The 16890-nt window shown below is 71.0% G+C and carries 15 protein-coding genes and 1 riboswitch; of the genes, 7 read left to right on the top strand and 8 right to left on the bottom strand.

Features of this window, described 5'->3' with window-relative positions; translation table 11 throughout:
- Positions 1-94: 94 nt before the first annotated feature.
- Entirely contained in the window at positions 95-1747 is a 1653-nt protein-coding gene (locus tag NON19_RS30620) for a DNA repair helicase XPB (RefSeq protein WP_255932435.1), read from the top strand.
- Here NON19_RS30620 and NON19_RS30615 read toward each other — a convergent pair.
- On the bottom strand, positions 1744-2973 hold the full coding sequence (locus NON19_RS30615) for a glycosyltransferase 87 family protein (protein ID WP_372514356.1): 1230 nt from the start codon (positions 2971-2973) through the stop codon (positions 1744-1746). The two genes, NON19_RS30620 and NON19_RS30615, sit on opposite strands and share 4 nt — an antisense overlap.
- A 93-nt stretch (positions 2974-3066) precedes the next feature.
- Complete coding sequence (locus NON19_RS30610; protein ID WP_255932434.1) at positions 3067-3300, bottom strand: hypothetical protein; 234 nt, start codon at positions 3298-3300, stop codon at positions 3067-3069.
- Between the two features lie 318 nt (positions 3301-3618).
- Between NON19_RS30610 and NON19_RS30605 the strand changes: the two genes are divergently transcribed.
- Entirely contained in the window at positions 3619-5667 is a 2049-nt protein-coding gene (locus tag NON19_RS30605) for a HelD family protein (RefSeq protein WP_255932433.1), read from the top strand.
- A 157-nt stretch (positions 5668-5824) separates the two neighbouring features.
- Here the strand turns inward: NON19_RS30605 and NON19_RS30600 are convergent, their stop codons facing one another.
- On the bottom strand, positions 5825-6541 hold the full coding sequence (locus tag NON19_RS30600; RefSeq protein WP_255932432.1) for a copper homeostasis protein CutC: 717 nt from the start codon (positions 6539-6541) through the stop codon (positions 5825-5827).
- Between the two features lie 68 nt (positions 6542-6609).
- On the opposite strand from NON19_RS30600, the gene NON19_RS30595 reads away from it, so the two are divergent.
- Both NON19_RS30595 and NON19_RS30590 read left to right on the top strand, forming a co-directional pair.
- Positions 6610-7269: an HD domain-containing protein gene (locus NON19_RS30595; protein ID WP_255932431.1), complete on the top strand. Its 660-nt coding sequence runs from the start codon at positions 6610-6612 to the stop codon at positions 7267-7269.
- Positions 7270-7394: 125 nt separating this feature from the next.
- A complete protein-coding gene (locus NON19_RS30590) occupies positions 7395-8534 on the top strand; it encodes a Cmx/CmrA family chloramphenicol efflux MFS transporter (protein WP_255932461.1) in 1140 nt (379 codons plus the stop codon).
- Between the two features lie 105 nt (positions 8535-8639).
- On the opposite strand, the gene NON19_RS30585 is transcribed toward NON19_RS30590, so the two are convergent.
- On the bottom strand, positions 8640-8990 hold the full coding sequence (locus tag NON19_RS30585; protein ID WP_255932430.1) for a DUF8819 family protein: 351 nt from the start codon (positions 8988-8990) through the stop codon (positions 8640-8642).
- An 81-nt stretch (positions 8991-9071) separates the two neighbouring features.
- Between NON19_RS30585 and NON19_RS30580 the strand changes: the two genes are divergently transcribed.
- Together NON19_RS30580 and murQ are read left to right on the top strand one after the other, a co-directional pair.
- Positions 9072-9992 carry a MurR/RpiR family transcriptional regulator gene (locus NON19_RS30580; protein WP_255932429.1) on the top strand — a complete coding sequence of 307 codons (921 nt, stop codon included), beginning with the start codon at positions 9072-9074 and terminating at the stop codon, positions 9990-9992.
- Between the two features lie 15 nt (positions 9993-10007).
- Positions 10008-10943, top strand: a complete 936-nt coding sequence (gene murQ, locus NON19_RS30575) for an N-acetylmuramic acid 6-phosphate etherase (protein ID WP_255932428.1) — start codon at positions 10008-10010, stop codon at positions 10941-10943.
- Positions 10944-11040: 97 nt separating this feature from the next.
- Here murQ and groL read toward each other — a convergent pair whose 3' ends face one another.
- From groL to thrC, 4 genes are all read right to left on the bottom strand, one after another.
- Positions 11041-12669, bottom strand: coding sequence for a chaperonin GroEL (groL, locus tag NON19_RS30570; protein WP_255932427.1), 1629 nt, complete (start codon positions 12667-12669; stop codon positions 11041-11043).
- A gap of 390 nt (positions 12670-13059) precedes the next feature.
- On the bottom strand, positions 13060-13263 hold the full coding sequence (locus NON19_RS30565) for a cold-shock protein (RefSeq protein ID WP_255932426.1): 204 nt from the start codon (positions 13261-13263) through the stop codon (positions 13060-13062).
- A 556-nt stretch (positions 13264-13819) separates the two neighbouring features.
- On the bottom strand, positions 13820-14095 hold the full coding sequence (locus tag NON19_RS30560) for a ubiquitin-like small modifier protein 1 (RefSeq protein ID WP_255932425.1): 276 nt from the start codon (positions 14093-14095) through the stop codon (positions 13820-13822).
- Positions 14092-15378, bottom strand: coding sequence for a threonine synthase (gene thrC / locus NON19_RS30555; protein ID WP_255932424.1), 1287 nt, complete (start codon positions 15376-15378; stop codon positions 14092-14094). Before thrC ends, NON19_RS30560 begins: the two co-directional genes overlap by 4 nt.
- Positions 15379-15393: 15 nt before the next feature.
- Positions 15394-15534, bottom strand: a riboswitch (SAM riboswitch).
- A gap of 168 nt (positions 15535-15702) precedes the next feature.
- Between thrC and NON19_RS30550 the strand changes: the two genes are divergently transcribed.
- Entirely contained in the window at positions 15703-16671 is a 969-nt protein-coding gene (locus NON19_RS30550; protein WP_255932423.1) for a glucosyl-3-phosphoglycerate synthase, read from the top strand.
- Positions 16672-16890: the final 219 nt, after the last annotated feature.

Below are 16890 nucleotides of genomic sequence, written 5' to 3'. Positions count from 1 at the left end.
CCTTCCGGCGCCGAGCCCGGGGCAGAGGCCGGGCTGGAATAGACGCTTCGGGTGTTTCACTTGGCACCAGGCGATCCTATCGACGGAGGTATGTGTGTCCTGCCTGATCGTCCAGAGCGACAAGACGCTGCTGCTGGAGGTGGACCACCCGAGCGCGGACGAGTGCCGTCGGGCGATCGCGCCGTTCGCCGAGTTGGAGCGGGCGCCGGAGCACATCCACACCTACCGGGTCACACCGCTCGGGCTGTGGAACGCGCGGGCGGCCGGGCACGACGCAGAGCAGGTCGTGGACGCGCTGGTGAAGCACTCGCGGTATCCGGTACCGCACGCGCTGCTGATCGACGTCGCCGAGACGATGGCGCGGTACGGACGGCTGCGGCTGGTCAAGCACCCCACGCATGGGCTGGTGCTGGAGACCAGCGACCGGCCGGTGCTGCACGAGGTGCTGCGGTCCAAGAAGATCCATCCGCTGGTCGGTGCCCGGATCGACGAGGACACCGTGGTGGTGCACCCGTCGGAGCGCGGGCAGATCAAGCAGGTGCTGCTGAAGCTCGGCTGGCCCGCCGAGGACCTCGCCGGGTACGTGGACGGCGAGGCGCACCCCATCGAGCTGCGGGAGGACGGCTGGGCGCTGCGCCCGTACCAGCAGCAGGCCGTCCAGGGCTTCTGGCACGGCGGCTCCGGGGTGGTCGTGCTGCCGTGCGGCGCGGGCAAGACGCTGGTGGGCGCGGGCGCGATGGCCCAGGCCAAGGCGACCACGCTGATCCTGGTGACCAACACGGTCTCCGCACGGCAGTGGAAGCACGAGCTGGTGCGCCGCACCTCGCTGACCGAGGACGAGATCGGCGAGTACAGCGGGACCCGCAAGGAGATCCGGCCGGTCACCATCGCCACCTACCAGGTGCTGACCACCAAGCGGAAGGGCATCTACCCGCACCTGGAGTTGTTCGACTCGCGGGACTGGGGCCTGATCGTCTACGACGAGGTGCACCTGCTGCCCGCGCCGGTCTTCAAGTTCACCGCCGACCTCCAGGCACGCCGCCGCCTGGGACTGACCGCGACGCTGGTGCGCGAGGACGGCCGGGAGTCGGACGTGTTCTCGCTGATCGGGCCGAAGCGGTACGACGCGCCGTGGAAGGAGATCGAGGCGCAGGGCTACATCGCGCCCGCCGACTGCGTCGAGGTCCGGGTGAACCTGACGGACTCCGAGCGGCTGGCGTACGCCACGGCGGAGGCCGACGAGAAGTACCGGTACTGCGCGACCACCGCGACCAAGCGGCGGGTGATCGAGGCGCTGGTGGCCCAGCACAAGGGCCAGCAGACGCTGGTCATCGGTCAGTACATCGACCAGCTCGACGAGTTGGGCGAGCACCTGGACGCGCCGGTGATCAAGGGCGAGACGACCAACGCGCAGCGCGAGAAGCTGTTCGACGCGTTCCGGGCGGGCGAGATCAGCGTGTTGGTGGTCTCCAAGGTCGCGAACTTCTCAATCGACCTTCCGGAAGCCACAGTTGCCATCCAGGTGTCCGGCACCTTCGGCTCCCGGCAGGAGGAGGCGCAGCGGCTCGGCCGGGTGCTGCGGCCGAAGGCCGACGGGCACAAGGCGCACTTCTACTCGGTGGTCGCCCGCGACACCATCGACCAGGACTTCGCCGCGCACCGCCAGCGCTTCCTGGCGGAACAGGGCTACGCCTACCGCATCGCCGACGCCGACGAGATCCTCACCGGCGAGGTCGACGGGGTCTAGGCGGCGGCGCGCCGGGCGCGTGCCGCCGCCACCGCCAGGAACGCCAGGCCCATCAACGGGTAGGGGGACGCCAGGGGTTGGGCCCACCACGGCAGGTGCAGCACATAGCCGCCCGGCAGGTGGACGATCCACATCGTGCGCGCCGTGAAGCCGATGACCACCGCCGCGAACGCCGCCCACCGCCAGCGCACCCGGCGTGCCTCGGCGGCGAGCATGACGATCAGCGGTACGCACCACACCCAGTGGTGCGACCAGCTGATCGGCGAGATCAGCAGCGCGGTGACCGCGGCGCACAGCACACCCCAGGTCTCCAGCCCGCGCCGCGCCGCGCGCACCGCGACCAGCAGTCCGGCGACCGCGGTGAGCGCGGCCGGTACCGTCCACCACACACCCGGATCCGGGGTGTGCAGCAGCCGGGCGACCAGGCCCTGCAGTGACTGGTTGTCGACGATCCAGACCTTGCCGACCCGCGCGGTCTCGAACATCCGCCGGGTCCAGAAGTCCACGGTGGCGCCCGGCAGCACCAGCCACCCGACCAGCACCGTCCCGGCGAAGGACGCGGCCGACATGACCGCCGCCCGTACCCGGCCGGTCAGCAGCAGATAGACGGCGAACAGCGCCGGAGTGAGCTTGATACCGGCCGCGACCCCGATCGCCAGGCCCTTGCCGCGCGCGCCGTCCGGACGCGAGAGGTCCCACAGGACGAGGCAGGCCAGCGCGAGGTTGATCTGGCCGAAGACGAAGGTCTGGAAGACCGGTTCGATCCACACCCCGAGCGCGACCGCCATGATGATCGCGACCGGCCGCAGCTCCACCCGGCGCGGCCAGTCCACGAACCGGAAGGACAGGTGGGCCAGCAGCCCCAGCAGGGCGACGTTGACCTCGGTGACGCCGAGCCGCAGCACGTCGAGCGGCAGCCACGCGGTCGGGATGAACAGAATCGCGGCGAACGGCGGATAGGTGGCGGGCAGGTTCCACTCGGTGACCCGCAGGTCGTACAGGCCGCGCCCGGTCGCGGCGGCCATCCCCTCGGCCCGGTAGACGATGGCGTCGGCCATCTCGAAGCGCATCGTCAGGCACAGCCCGGCGTAGGCGGTGAGCGACACGGCGAGCACAGCGGTGGCGAACATCAGCGGGCGCCGGGGCGTGGCGGCCAGTGCCACCCGTAGCGGCTGCGCCTGCCACCTCGTCCGGTTCGCGCCGCGCGCAGCCGTCGTCGTACTCACCAAGCCACACCCTTCGATCGCCGTCCGCCCCGGCGGCGACCCTACCCGGCGGTGGTTGGCATACGCTCAGCGGCACATGCCGCTTACCGGGGGTTATTCCTGGTTGTCACCGGAACGCTGTGATATGCGCAGGGGCTGCTCGCGCTGCTTGGTGCCGTCGGTGCCCAGGACCACGATGCGGAAGGCGGTGTCGGCGAACACGCCGATCGCGCGCATCGCGCTGCCGAGGAGATGACGCGGATGGGTGCGCCGGGCCGAGTCGCCGGGAGCGTCCGCCGGACCCATGGCGGTGCTGCCCCGGATCGGGGTGAAGGTCGTGGTAGCCATGGTTCAACGGTAGTTTTCACCCCCTTGGCGCACATCGGTCCGCAGGATGATCGGATAGCCCCGTCCCGTACGCCCTCGGACCAGGGCATCAGCCCCGAGGGCTACCCGGCCCCCTAGGGGTGTCATCCCGGGTACGTACGCCGCCGGAAAACCGTTCGCGTCACCGGGGCCGACGGCGTAACATCGCGCGTCTTGCCGCCTCCGCGCCGTCCGCGCGCCGGAGAGCGCCGACCGCACGGCAACCGGTCGGCAGCCACGCACCACACGTCGCGTCCACTCACGGACGTCTGCCCTGCGTACCGCCGGAGGCACCGAACCGTGTCCATCGACACAACCGAACCGCTCGACCGTGAGCGCGCCCATCTCGCCGCGTCCCGAGCCGCGCTACGTGCCATGCGCGCCGACGCCGAGGCGCTCGACATCCGCGATGTGACCGCCAACTGGGTCAACGCGCAGGTGCTGCAGCAGCAGATCGAGCAGCGCATCGAGGCGCTCGCCGACCTGTCGCACACCCCGCTGTTCTTCGGCCGCCTCGACTACCTGCACCCGCCCGGCGCGGACCAGGCGGAAGGGGCCACTGGCCGGTTCTACATCGGCCGCCGCCATGTGCACGACGCGGACGGCGACCCGATGGTCATCGACTGGCGCGCCCCCGTCTCCCAGCCGTTCTACCGGGCCTCGCGCAAGGACCCGATGGACATCGCGATGCGGCGCCGATTCGGTTACACCGGCGGCCGGTTGACGGCCTACGAGGACGAGCACCTCAGCGATCCGGCGGAGGCCGAGACCGGCAGCAAGCTGCTCCAGGCCGAGATCGAGCGGCCGCGCGTCGGCCCGATGCGGGACATCGTCGCCACCATCCAGCCCGAGCAGGACGAGATCGTGCGGGCCGGGATCGGTGGCACGGTGTGCGTCCAGGGCGCGCCCGGCACCGGGAAGACCGCGGTCGGCCTGCACCGGGTCGCGTACCTGCTCTACGCGCACCGCGAGCGGCTGGCCCGCACCGGCACGCTGGTGGTCGGCCCCAACCGGTCCTTCCTGCACTACATCGAGCAAGTGCTGCCCGCGCTGGGCGAGTTGCACGTCAAACAGGCCACCGTGGACGACCTCGTGGCCCATGTTCCGGTACGGGCCACCGACACCGCGCGGGCCGCCCGGCTCAAGGGCGACGCGCGGATGGCTCAGGTGCTGCGGCGCGCGGTGCGCGACGGGATCAGCGCGCCGACCGAACCCGTGGTGGTGGTCCGCGGCTCCCGGCGCTGGCGCGTCCCGGCCTATGAACTGGAGGAGATCCTGGGCGAGTTGAAGGCCCGGGACATTCGCCACGGCGCGGCCGCCGACGCGCTGCCGCAGCGCATCGCGCACGCGGTGCTGACCCGGATGGAGGCCGCCGGAGAGGCTCCGGACGACCGGGTACAGGACGCGGTGGCCCGCTCGCAGCCGGTCCGGGCGGCGGCCAAGGCGATGTGGCCGCCGGTGGATCCGGCGAAGACCGTGCTGCGGCTGCTGTCCGAGCCGGAGTTCCTCGCCCGGTGCGCGGACGGGCTGCTCAGTGAGGACGAGCAGAAGGAGATCCTGTGGGCCAAGCCGGGCCGCGGCGTGAAGTCGGCGCCGTGGACGGCGGCGGACGCGGTGCTGGTGGACGAGGCGATGGACCTGGTGCGCCGCACGCCCTCGCTCGGCCATGTCGTACTGGACGAGGCACAGGACCTGTCCCCCATGCAGTACCGCGCGGTGGGCCGCCGCTGCACCACCGGCTCCGCGACCGTGCTCGGCGACCTCGCGCAGGGCACCACGCCCTGGGCGACGGCGAGTTGGCAGGAGGCGCTGGCGCATCTGGGCAAGCCGGACGCGACGGTCGAGGAGCTGACCCGGGGGTTCCGGGTGCCCCGCGAGGTGATCGCGTACGCCTCCCGGCTGCTGCCCGCCATCGCGCCGGACCTGGCCCCGGCCACCTCGGTCCGCGAGTCTCCCGGTGACCTGCGGGTGCGGCAGGTGGCGCCGCAGGAGCTGACCGCGGCGGTGCTCGCGGCGAGCCTGGAGTCGCTGGAGCGGGAGGGGTCGATCGGGCTGATCGCCGCCGACGCGCGGATCGACGCGCTGGCCGAGGCGCTGGACGACGCGGGGGTGCGCTACCTCTCGCCCGGCGAGGAGACCTCCGAGCAGGCTCGGCTGACGCTGGTACCGGCTTCGCTGGCGAAGGGCCTGGAGTACGACTACGTGGTGCTGGACGAGCCTTCGGCCGTCGTGGACGGTGAGCCTGACGTCCGCACCGGGCTTCGGCGGTTGTACGTGGCGCTCACTCGGGCGGTTTCGGGGTTGATCGTGGTCCATGCGGCTGCGTTGCCGGAACAACTCGCCGGGTAGCACGGGCGCCCGCGGCGCGGCGTTTTCCACCGCCGCGACGGCGAGCGACCCCCGATGAGCGAACCGGCGGTATCAAGCACACCGCGACCGACAACCGCCCAACCAACCGCCCGAAGGACACACCGCACCGCGACACCCAAAGATCCGCCGGAAGGGCTCACCGCACCGGCAGCGGGGCGTCGAGGGCGTCGCGCCACTCGCGTACCGCCTCCGGGGTGACCGGGGCGGTCCAGCCGCCGAGGCGGACCGCGGCGCCCACGTGGAAGGCGTCGACGCCCGCGGCGCGCAGCCGCGGGAGGTGGCCGATCCGCAGGCCGCCGCCCACCATCAGGCGGGGCTCGTAGCCGGGCTCGCCGGACCGGGTTCTGGCCGCCTCCTCCAGCAGGACCGGCAGGCCGTCCGCCACGCCGAGCGGGGAGCCCGCGGTGAGGTAGGTGTCCAGACCGGGCAGCCCGGTGAGCGCCTTGCGCAGCGCCGCCCGGTCGGCCGCGCGGTCAATGGCACGGTGGAAGGTCCAGCGGCTCTCCTCGACCGCGTCGGCCAGCGCCCGTACCGCCGCCAGGTCTGGGCCGCCGTACCGGTCGAGGAAGCCCATCACGAACTCCTCGGCGCCCTCGGCCCGCAGCGCCCGTGCCCGTGCGCACAGCGCGGCCACGTCACGCGGGTCGCCCGCGCCGAAGCCGTCCGTCATCCGCAGCATCACCCGCACCGGGATGGCGACCGCCGCCCGTACCGCCGCGAACGTCTCCAGGCTGGGCGTGAGGCCGTCGGCGGCCATGTCCGTGACCAGTTCGAGGCGGTCCGCCCCACCGGCCTGCGCGGCGACCGCGTCGTCGACCCCCAGAGCGATCACTTCGAAGATTGGTCTAGACATGTAGCACAGCCTGCCATACGCCCTTACGCGCTGCCAGACGACCCTCCACAATGGCGAGAATGGGCACCATGGCCACGCCCCCGACGCCCCACCACCCCTGCCATGACGCCCTGCTCACCCGCTGGACGGCACTGCTGCGGCGCGCCGGGTGCACCGTCGACCCGGTCCCGTACGGCGAGAAGCTGCTGGCCCGCTGGGCCGAGCCGCAGCGCCGCTACCACACCACCGACCATCTGGTCGCGACCCTCGACCACGCCGAGTCGCTCGCCTCGCACGCCGCGCACCCGGACGCCGTGCTGCTCGCCGTGTGGTTCCACGACGCCGTCTACCGGCCCGACCGCTCGGAGAACGAGGAGCGCAGCGCCGACCTCGCGCAGCGCGCGCTGACCGAAGCGGGGCTGCCGCGGCACCTGGTCGCCGAGGTCGTCCGCCTGGTCCGGCTGACCGTCAGCCACGACCCGGCCGACGGCGACCGCGACGGCGAGGTGCTGTGCGACGCGGACCTCGCGGTGCTCGCCGCCGCCCCACGCGAGTACGCCGCCTACGCGGCCGCGGTGCGCGAGGAGTACGGATTCGTACCGGACGAGGTCTTCAACGCCGGACGAGCCGAGGTACTGCGCCAACTCCTCGCCCTGCCAAGGCTGTTCCGCACGCCGTACGGACACCAGCACTGGGAGCGGACCGCCCGACACAATCTGGAGACGGAACTGCAACTGATCAACGCCTGATCCCGGGAATGCCCGCCGCCCGCTCGGGACTTGTACGAAGCATGTCGAACGACCAGGGCAACCGCACGACCACCGTACCCACCGACCAGACTCCGGCCGCCACCGTCGACCAACCCGCCGCCCGCATGCCGGTGGCGGTCTACGTCCTCGGGCTGTCCGTATTCGCCCTGGGCACCTCCGAGTTCATGCTCTCCGGTCTGCTGCCGCCGCTCGCCACCGACCTGGGAGTCTCCATCCCCCGGGCCGGACTGCTCATCTCCGCCTTCGCCATCGGCATGGTGGTCGGCGCACCGGTGCTCGCCGCGTCGACGCTGCGGCTGCCGCGCCGCACGACGCTGCTGGCCCTGCTCGGCGCGTTCGGCCTCGGCCAGGTGGCGGGCGCGCTCGCGCCCTCCTATGGCGTGCTGTTCGCCTCACGCGTCGTCAGCGCGCTGGCCTGCGCCGGGTTCTGGGCGGTCGGCGCGGCGGTCGCGGTGGCGATGGTGCCGTACCAGGCGCGGGCCCGCGCGATGGCCGTCATGGTGGGCGGCCTGAGCATCGCCAACATCGCGGGCGTCCCGGCCGGTACGTTCCTGGGCCAGCACGCCGGTTGGCGCAGCGCCTTCTGGGCGGTCGCCGGGCTGACGGTGCTCGGCATGGTCGGCGTCGCGGTGCTGGTGCCCCGGGTTCCGCGGCCCAAGAGCGCGCCGCGGCTCCGCAGCGAGCTGCGGATCTACCGGGATCGCAGCGTCTGGCTGGCGCTCGCCACCACCGCGTTCGTACAGGCCGCCATCTTCTGCACCTTCAGCTATCTCGCGCCGCTGCTCACCGGGACCGCGGGCCTGGACGAGAGCTGGGTGCCGACGGTACTCGCGCTGTTCGGCATCGGGGCGCTCATCGGTACGGCGCTCGGCGGGCGGATCGCCGACGCCCGGCTGTTCGGCACGCTGAAGGGCGGTATCGCCGCGACGACGCTGGTGCTCGCGGCGCTCGCGGTGACGGCACGGCATCCGGCCGCCGCGGTGACGCTGTCGCTGCTGCTGGGCGTGACGGCGTTCACCGCGGCGCCCGCGCTCAACGCGCGGATGTTCAACGTGGCGGGCGCCGCGCCGACGCTCGCGGGGGCGACCACCACGGCCGCGTTCAACATCGGCAACACGGCTGGCCCCTGGCTGGGCGGCCTGGCCATCAACGCGGGCGCCGGGTACTCCGGCGTGGCCTGGGTCAGCGTCGCGCTCGCCGCGGTGGCGTTCGCGCTCACTTACCTGCAGGTGCGTTTCCGATGAGGCCCTTTGCCCAACAGCCCGCCCGCACACCGCCCAGACGGCGGACCTGCCCGGCAGGAATCCAGTGACGGGAAACGGGCGGGTGTGTGGGCAAGTTCGCAAAGCTCAGCCGAGACGAACCCGCAGATGGCCGACAGCCGCGATGACCAGCCCGTCCTTCCCGCACACCCAGTGCGGATCCGGACCGAGTTCGGGCTCCACGTCAAGGGCGTGGACCTCCTCACACGCCGGGCACAGCGGCCAGCGCCCGTACCGGTCGAGGAGCGCGTCCTGCACGTCCTGGGCGACCAGCCCGGTGACGTACTCCGCCCCGTCCGGCCACTGCTCCACCCACCACCGGCGGTTCGCCACCGCGTCCTCGACCAGCGACACCACCGCGGCGTCATCCACACCGCAGGCCGCCAGATCGGCCAGCACCAGCGCACGGGCCGCGTGCAGCGCGGGTTCGAGATCCATACGTCGATTGTCCCTCTCCCGCCGCGGTGAACCGGCCCCGGATGATTGACCGGTCGGCGTGATGAAAATATCTTTCAAGGTGTGACGCAGAACGCGAAGGAATCTTTCCGCCAGCGCGGCACCGGCCCAGCCCTGGCCGCCAAGGTCAGAACCCTCGCCCCCACCATGCCCCGCTCGATGCAGCGCGTCGCCGAAGCCGTCGCCGCCGACCCGGCCGGATGCGCCCAGCTCACCGTCACCGCACTCGCCCAGCGCACCGGCACCAGCGAGGCCACCGTCGTACGCACCGCCCGGGTCCTGGGCTATCCCGGCTACCGTGACCTGCGCCTCGCACTCGCCGCGTTCGCCGCCCAGCAGCAGTCGGGCGCACCGGCCTCGGTCACCGCGGACATCGCGGTGGACGACCCACTGGCCGACGTGATCGCCAAACTCGCCCACGACGAGCGGCAGACCCTGGCCGACACCGCGGCCGGACTCGACGTCTCCCAACTGGAGGCAGCGGTAGGCGCGTTGACCGCCGCCCGCCGCATCGACGTCTACGGCATCGGGGCGTCCGCCCTGGTCGGCCAGGACCTGGTGCAGAAACTGCTGCGCATCGGGCTGATCGCACATGCCCACAGTGATCCGCATCTGGCCGTCACCAACGCCGTCCAACTGCGCCAGGGCGACGTGGCGTTGGCGATCACCCACTCCGGCAACACCGTGGACGTCATAGAACCGCTGCGCGCCGCCTTCGACCGGGGCGCCACCACGGTGGCGATCACCGGGCGCCCGGACGGTGCGGTGGCCAGGTACGCCGATGTCATCCTGACCACCGCGGTGCGCCGGGAGAGCGAGCTGCGCCCGGCCGCCATGTCCAGCCGCACCAGCCAACTCCTGGTGGTGGACTGCCTGTTCGTCGGTGTCGCACAGCGAACCTACGAACACGCCGCGCCCGCCCTTTCCGCCTCGTACGAGGCGCTCGCCCACCGCCACAGCCCCGAAGCGCCCACCGCACGTTAGGAACCACCAGCCGCCATGTCCCGCGACACCCCCTACGGTGAGCTGCGCCGCGAGTTGGCCACCCTCACCACCGAGGAGTTCCAGCCGGAGCTGTCGGACATCGACCAGCTGCCGACCCTCGACATCGCCCGGATCATGAACGGCCAGGACGCCACCGTCGCAGCCGCCGTCGCCGACCGGCTGCCGTCCATCGCCGCAGCCATCGACGCCACCGCAGAGCGGATGGCCCGCGGCGGACGCCTGGTCTACGCGGGCGCGGGCACCGCCGGACGGCTCGGCGTACTGGACGCCAGCGAGTGCCCGCCCACCTTCAACACCCGCCCCGGACAGGTCGTCGGCCTGATCGCTGGCGGCCCCGAGGCGATGCTGACCGCGGTCGAGGGCGCGGAGGACAGCGCCGAACTCGCCGCCGAGGACCTGGACGCGCTGGGCGTCGGCTCCGATGACACCGTCGTCGGAATCTCGGCCTCCGGCCGCACCCCGTACGCCGTCGCGGCGGTCGAACACGCCCGTGCGCGGGGCGCGTTGACCATCGGACTGTCCTGCAACGCGGACTCCGCGCTGGCCGCCGCGGCCGAGCACGGCATCGAGGTGGTGGTCGGCCCCGAACTGCTCACCGGCTCCACCCGGTTGAAGGCGGGCACCGCGCAGAAGCTGGTGCTCAACATGATCTCGACCATCACGATGATCCGGCTCGGCAAGACCTACGGGAACCTGATGGTCGACGTACGCTCCTCCAACGAGAAGCTGCGCGCCCGCGCCCGCCGCATCGTCGCACTGGCCACCGGCGCCGCGGACGAGGAGATCGAGTCGGCGCTGACCGCGACCGGCGGCGAGGTGAAGAACGCCATCCTCACCATCCTGGGCGAGGTGGACGCCGCCACCGCCGAACGGCTGCTGGCCCGGCACGGCGGCCGACTGCGCGCCGCGCTGCGGGCGGCGCTCGGCTAGGCGGAAAGCCAGGCGGAAACGCCCGAGGGCGGTACCCCTGGTGGGGTACCGCCCTCGGGTTGGACCTCGGGTTGGCCGGAGCCTGATCCTCGACGGATCAGAAGTCCATGCCACCGCCCATGCCGGCAGCGGCGGCGTCGGCGCCAGCGGCGGCCTTCTCCGGCTTGTCGGCGATGACGGCCTCGGTGGTGAGGAACAGCGCCGCGATGGAGGCGGCGTTCTGCAGCGCGGAGCGGGTCACCTTGGCCGGGTCGATGATGCCCTCGGCGATCATGTCGACGTACTCACCGGTCGCGGCGTTCAGGCCGTGGCCGACGGGCAGGTTGCGCACCTTCTCGACGATGACGCCGCCCTCGAGACCGGCGTTGACCGAGATCTGCTTGAGCGGGGCCTCCAGGGCCAGCTTGACGGCGGCGGCACCGGTGGCCTCGTCGCCCTCCAGCTCCAGCTTCTCGAAGACCTCGGACGCCTGCAGCAGGGCCACGCCACCACCGGCGACGATGCCCTCCTCAACGGCGGCCTTGGCGTTGCGCACCGCGTCCTCGATGCGGTGCTTGCGCTCCTTGAGCTCCACCTCGGTGGCGGCACCGGCCTTGATGACGGCCACGCCGCCGGCCAGCTTGGCGAGGCGCTCCTGGAGCTTCTCGCGGTCGTAGTCGGAGTCCGACTGCTCGATCTCGGCGCGGATCTGGTTGACGCGACCGGCGACCTGGTCGCTGTCACCGGCACCGTCGACGATGGTGGTCTCGTCCTTGGTGATGACGACCTTGCGGGCGCGGCCGAGCAGGTCGAGACCGGCGTTCTCCAGCTTGAGGCCGACCTCCTCGGAGATGACGGTGCCACCGGTGAGGATGGCGATGTCGCCCAGCATGGCCTTGCGGCGGTCACCGAAGCCCGGAGCCTTGACGGCGACGGACTTGAAGGTGCCACGGATCTTGTTGACCACCAGGGTGGACAGGGCCTCGCCCTCGACGTCCTCGGCGATGATCAGCAGCGGCTTGCCGGACTGCATGACCTTCTCCAGCAGCGGGAGCAGGTCCTTCACCGCGGAGACCTTGGAGTTGACGATCAGGATGTAGGGGTCCTCGAGGACGGCCTCCATCCGCTCCATGTCGGTCGCGAAGTAGGCGGAGATGTAGCCCTTGTCGAAGCGCATGCCCTCGGTGAGCTCAAGCTCCAGGCCGAAGGTCTGCGACTCCTCGACGGTGATGACGCCTTCCTTGCCGACCTTGTCCATGGCCTCGGCGATCAGCTCACCGATCTGGGTGTCGGCGGCGGAGATGGAGGCGGTGGAGGCGATCTGCTCCTTGGTCTCCACGTCCTTGGCCTGCTCGAGCAGCTGGGCCGAGACGGCCTCGACGGCACGCTCGATACCGCGCTTCAGAGCCATCGGGTTCGCACCGGCGGCGACGTTGCGCAGGCCCTCGCGGACCAGCGCCTGGGCCAGCACGGTGGCGGTGGTCGTACCGTCGCCCGCGACATCGTCCGTCTTCTTGGCGACCTCCTTGACCAGCTCGGCGCCGATCTTCTCGTACGGGTCCTCGAGCTCGATCTCCTTGGCGATGGACACACCATCGTTGGTGATCGTGGGCGCGCCCCACTTCTTCTCAAGGACGACGTTGCGGCCCTTGGGGCCGAGGGTCACCTTTACGGCGTCGGCGAGCTGGTTCATACCGCGCTCAAGGCCGCGCCGTGCCTCCTCGTCGAACGCGATGATCTTGGCCATGTGAAGTGGTCCTCCCGGACGGGGTTTGCGTCGGACCGCGCTGGCGCCCGCGACGGACGGCCAGTCGGCCACCGGTTCCGTCCCGACGGCCGAACGGGCCTCACCGACCCGGTCCATCTGTCACTCTCAACGTCAGAGTGCTAACGCCAATGATTAGCACTCTGCCCCCTAGAGTGCAAGCGGCCCGCAGGGCCTCGATGAGAGGTGGCGGCCGGGCGACGGGAGGGCGCAAGCCGCCCGCAGGGCGTCCAATAGGGGTGGCGGTCGGGCGACGGGAGGGCGCAAGCCGCCCGCAGGGCCTCGATCGCCGTCACGTATAGACGAAGGGTCCGCACCCCAAGGGGTGCGGACCCTTCGAACACGAGGTCTCGTGGCGCGATGCGCCGGAGGTCAACCGGCGATCCGGACCATGTCAGCCTGCGGCCCCTTCTGGCCCTGCGAGATCTCGAACTCGACCCGCTGGCCTTCCTCGAGGGTGCGGTAGCCGTCCATCTGGATCGCGCTGTAGTGCACGAAGACGTCCGCACCACCGTCGACCGCGATGAAGCCGTATCCCTTCTCCGCGTTGAACCACTTGACGGTGCCCTGAGCCATCCCTAACTCCCCTATTACTGGCCCTTGCACGGGGCCGCACTCCGCGGACCCGGGTCAGACCTCACCCCCTCAACACACGGAGGTGTGCGCCGGAACGCGTGTCGACCGCGGCTGAATGTATCTGCCCGGACGCCCTCTGCAACAGGTCAATCGGACGAGAATTCTGGGCGCGCCCGATCGGTAATTCCGGGAAAAAGGCCGGGAATTCAGGGCAACTCGGGCCGGGCATAGCGGACTAACACGACAAATGGCACCCCGATTTCAGGTACAACTTGTCGCGTTCTTCACGTGCCCACGGCACGTGCGTCACGCCCCGAGCCCGAGCGGCTGTACGGCGGTGGTGCGGCGGTGCGAACTGCGCTGGCGGCCAGCGTGGTTGGACGACCGTTGGCGAATGACCGGAAATGAGGTTTGGCCGCCTCCAAGCGGAGCCCTTGAATCATGGACGACCGCTGTCGCGCATACTCTACCGCGTCCGAGAAGATGCGCGTGCCCCGCCTGCCGCATTGGCAAACGGGGCATTCGCAAATGGCCGGAACTGTTCGGTCAGAGAGGGTCAGCCTCCGGCGACAGCCGGAATAATCGACACTCCGGAACCATCCGGGGTGGCCGTCTCAAGGCCGTTGTCGAACCGCACGTCGTCGTCGTTGACATAGACGTTCACGAAACGGCGCAGCTTGCCCTGGTCGTCCAGCACGCGGGCGGAGATACCGGGGTGGTTCTTCTCCAGCGAGGCGATGACCTCGGACAGCGTGCTGCCCTCGGCCGTCACCTCGGCCTGTCCGCCGGTGTAGGTGCGCAGGATGGTCGGGATGCGGACATTGACACTCATGCGAGGCCAGCCTCTCGGAACGAGTCAAGGGTGGGACGGATGATCGCGGTCGGTCCGGTGGTCGGTGCCACCGCGTCCAGGGTCTTCAGGCCGTCACCGGTGTTGATGGCGACGGTCTCGGCGGCCGGATCGAGCTGACCGGTCTCGATCAGCTTCTTCAGCACACCGATGGTCACCCCGCCCGCGGTCTCGGCGAAGATGCCCTCGGTGCGGGCCAGCAGCTTGATCGCGTCGACGATCTGCTCGTCGTTGACGTCCTCGACGGCACCGCCGGTGCGGCGGGCGATGTCCAGCACGTAGGGGCCGTCGGCCGGGTTGCCGATCGCCAGCGACTTGGCGATGGTGTTCGGCTTCTGCGGACGCACCACGTCGTGACCGGCCCGGAACGCGGTGGACACCGGGGAGCAGCCCTCGGCCTGCGCACCGTAGATGCGGTACTGCTTGTCCTCGACCAGTCCGAGCTTGACCAGCTCCTGCAACCCCTTGTCGATCTTGGTGAGTTGGGAGCCGGAGGCGACCGGGATGACGATGTTGTCCGGCAGCCGCCAGCCGAGCTGCTCGCAGATCTCGTAGGCCAGCGTCTTGGAGCCCTCGCCGTAGTAGGGGCGCAGGTTGACGTTGGTGAAGCCCCAGCCCTCGCCGAGCGGATCGCCGATCAACTCGCTGCAGAAACGGTTCACATCGTCGTACGTGCCCTCGATGCCGACCAGTTCGCCGCCGTAGACCGCGGCCATCACCACCTTGCCCGCCTCCAGGTCGTGCGGGATGAACACGCAGCTACGGAAGCCCGCGCGCACCGCGGCGGCGCCGACGGCACCGGCCAGGTTGCCGGTGGAGGAGCAGGACAGCGTGGTCAGGCCGAAGTTGCGGGCCGCCTCCACGGCGATGGCCACCACCCGGTCCTTGAAGGAGTGCGTGGGGTTGCCGGAGTCGTCCTTGACGTGCAGGGCACCGGTGACGCCCAGTTCGCGGGCGAGCCGGTCGGCCTTGACCAGCTTGGTGAAGCCGGGGTCCAGGTTGGGCTTGCTGGCCACGTCCGCCGGGACGGGCAGCAGCGGCGCGTACCGCCAGATGCTGTGGGGCCCGGCCTCGATCCGCTTCCTGAGCCCCTCCGGGTCACCGCTGGGGAACTCGTACGCGACCTCAAGCGGACCGAAACACACTTCGCACGCGAAGATCGGGCCGAGCGGGAAGCGCTCCGCGCACTCACGGCAGGACAGGGCCACGGCCGGGCCGAAGTCGGTGGAAGCGCTGACGGTGGATGCGATGGTTTCGACAGCCATATGGCGAGGCCTCTCTCCTCATCTTCCCCACGGCGCTCCTCGCCGCGGGCCGGAATTGGCACCTTCCCCACCGTGGCCTCGGCTGACAGCTGCGCGGCCGGTAGGAGGGTTGCCGGGACTTCAACGGGCCGTTCCCTCAGTCCCTCTGGATGAGCTCTATGGCGCTGGGCAGTTGGCCCAGGCGTTTTTTCACGCGCTGACCCCGGCATGCGGTCGTCATACGCGTTGGTCAAGACTGTAACTGAAGGGTCGGACAAGTTGAGACAGCCGTCCGATCCGCGAGATGGATCACACGCGCGATCGCGCTTACAGGGGAGACGGCACGTGCTGAAAGAGGTGGAGCGCTGGCTGGAGCGGCGCTCCTGGTCCGTCGCCGACCGTCCGCTCGACCAGTTGCTGGCGGCCAAGCGTGCGGCAGGGGCGGCTGGCACGGTGAGCGTGGTGCTCCCCGCGCTCAACGAGGAGGCCACCGTCGGGGCGATCGTCGGGGAGATCCGGCGCGAGCTGATGGGCGAGGCGGCGCCGCTGGTGGACGAGCTGGTGGTGATGGACTCCGGCTCCACCGACCGCACCGCCGAGGTGGCCACGCGGGCCGGGGCGCGGGTGGCGCACCGGGACGCGGTGCTGCCGCGGATTCCGGCGGTGCCTGGCAAGGGCGAGGTGCTGTGGCGGTCGCTGCTGGCCACCAGCGGCGAGATCATCTGCTTCGTCGACGCCGATCTGCGGGACTTCGACGCCGGTTTCGTGTACGGGATCGTCGGGCCGCTGCTGACCGATCCCGGGGTGCACCTGGTCAAGGCGATGTACGACCGGCCGCTGGACACCGGGGGAACCGTCGTCCCGGCGGGCGGCGGGCGGGTCACCGAGCTGGTCGCCCGACCGCTGCTGAACCTGCACTGGCCGCAGCTGGCCGGGTTCGTCCAGCCGCTGGGCGGCGAGTACGCGGCGCGGCGCTCGTTGCTTGAGCGGTTGCCGTTCCCGGTCGGGTACGGGGTGGAGCTGGGCATGCTGGTGGACGCGCTGGCCAGCGTGGGGCTGGACGGGTTGGCCCAGGTGGACGTCGGGGTACGGCACCACCGGCATCAGGATGCCCATGCGCTCGGCCGGATGGCCGCGACGATCTACCGCACCGCGCAGGTGCGGCTGGCTCGGGCGGCCATGGTGCGGCCGGTTCTTACGCAGTTCGACCGGGGGCCGGAGGGCGGTTTTGAGCCACGGGTTCACGAGGTGGCCACGGAGGAGCGGCCGCCCATGATCACGGTGCCCGAGTACGCCTCCCGCCGCGCGGCGTAGCCGCTCACGCTGGGTGGTTCCGGATATACGCCCACCCCCCACCCGTTTGCCGCTCACCTTTGCTTGCCGTTGCGCGCGGCTGCGTACGGCTCGAGTTTCGCGCTGCGCTGCGGGAGCGTGGGGGGGAGCCTCCCCACCCACCCACCCGATTCCCGTCCACCATTGCTTGCCGGTGCGCACGGCTGCGTACGGCTCGGGTCTCGCGCTGCGCTGCGGGAG

It is taken from the genome of Streptantibioticus rubrisoli (assembly GCF_024436055.1).
Taxonomy (GTDB): domain Bacteria; phylum Actinomycetota; class Actinomycetes; order Streptomycetales; family Streptomycetaceae; genus Streptantibioticus_A; species Streptantibioticus_A rubrisoli.
The sequence above is the reverse complement of the archived record's forward strand: the minus strand, read 5'-3'. Positions and strand labels throughout refer to the sequence as shown.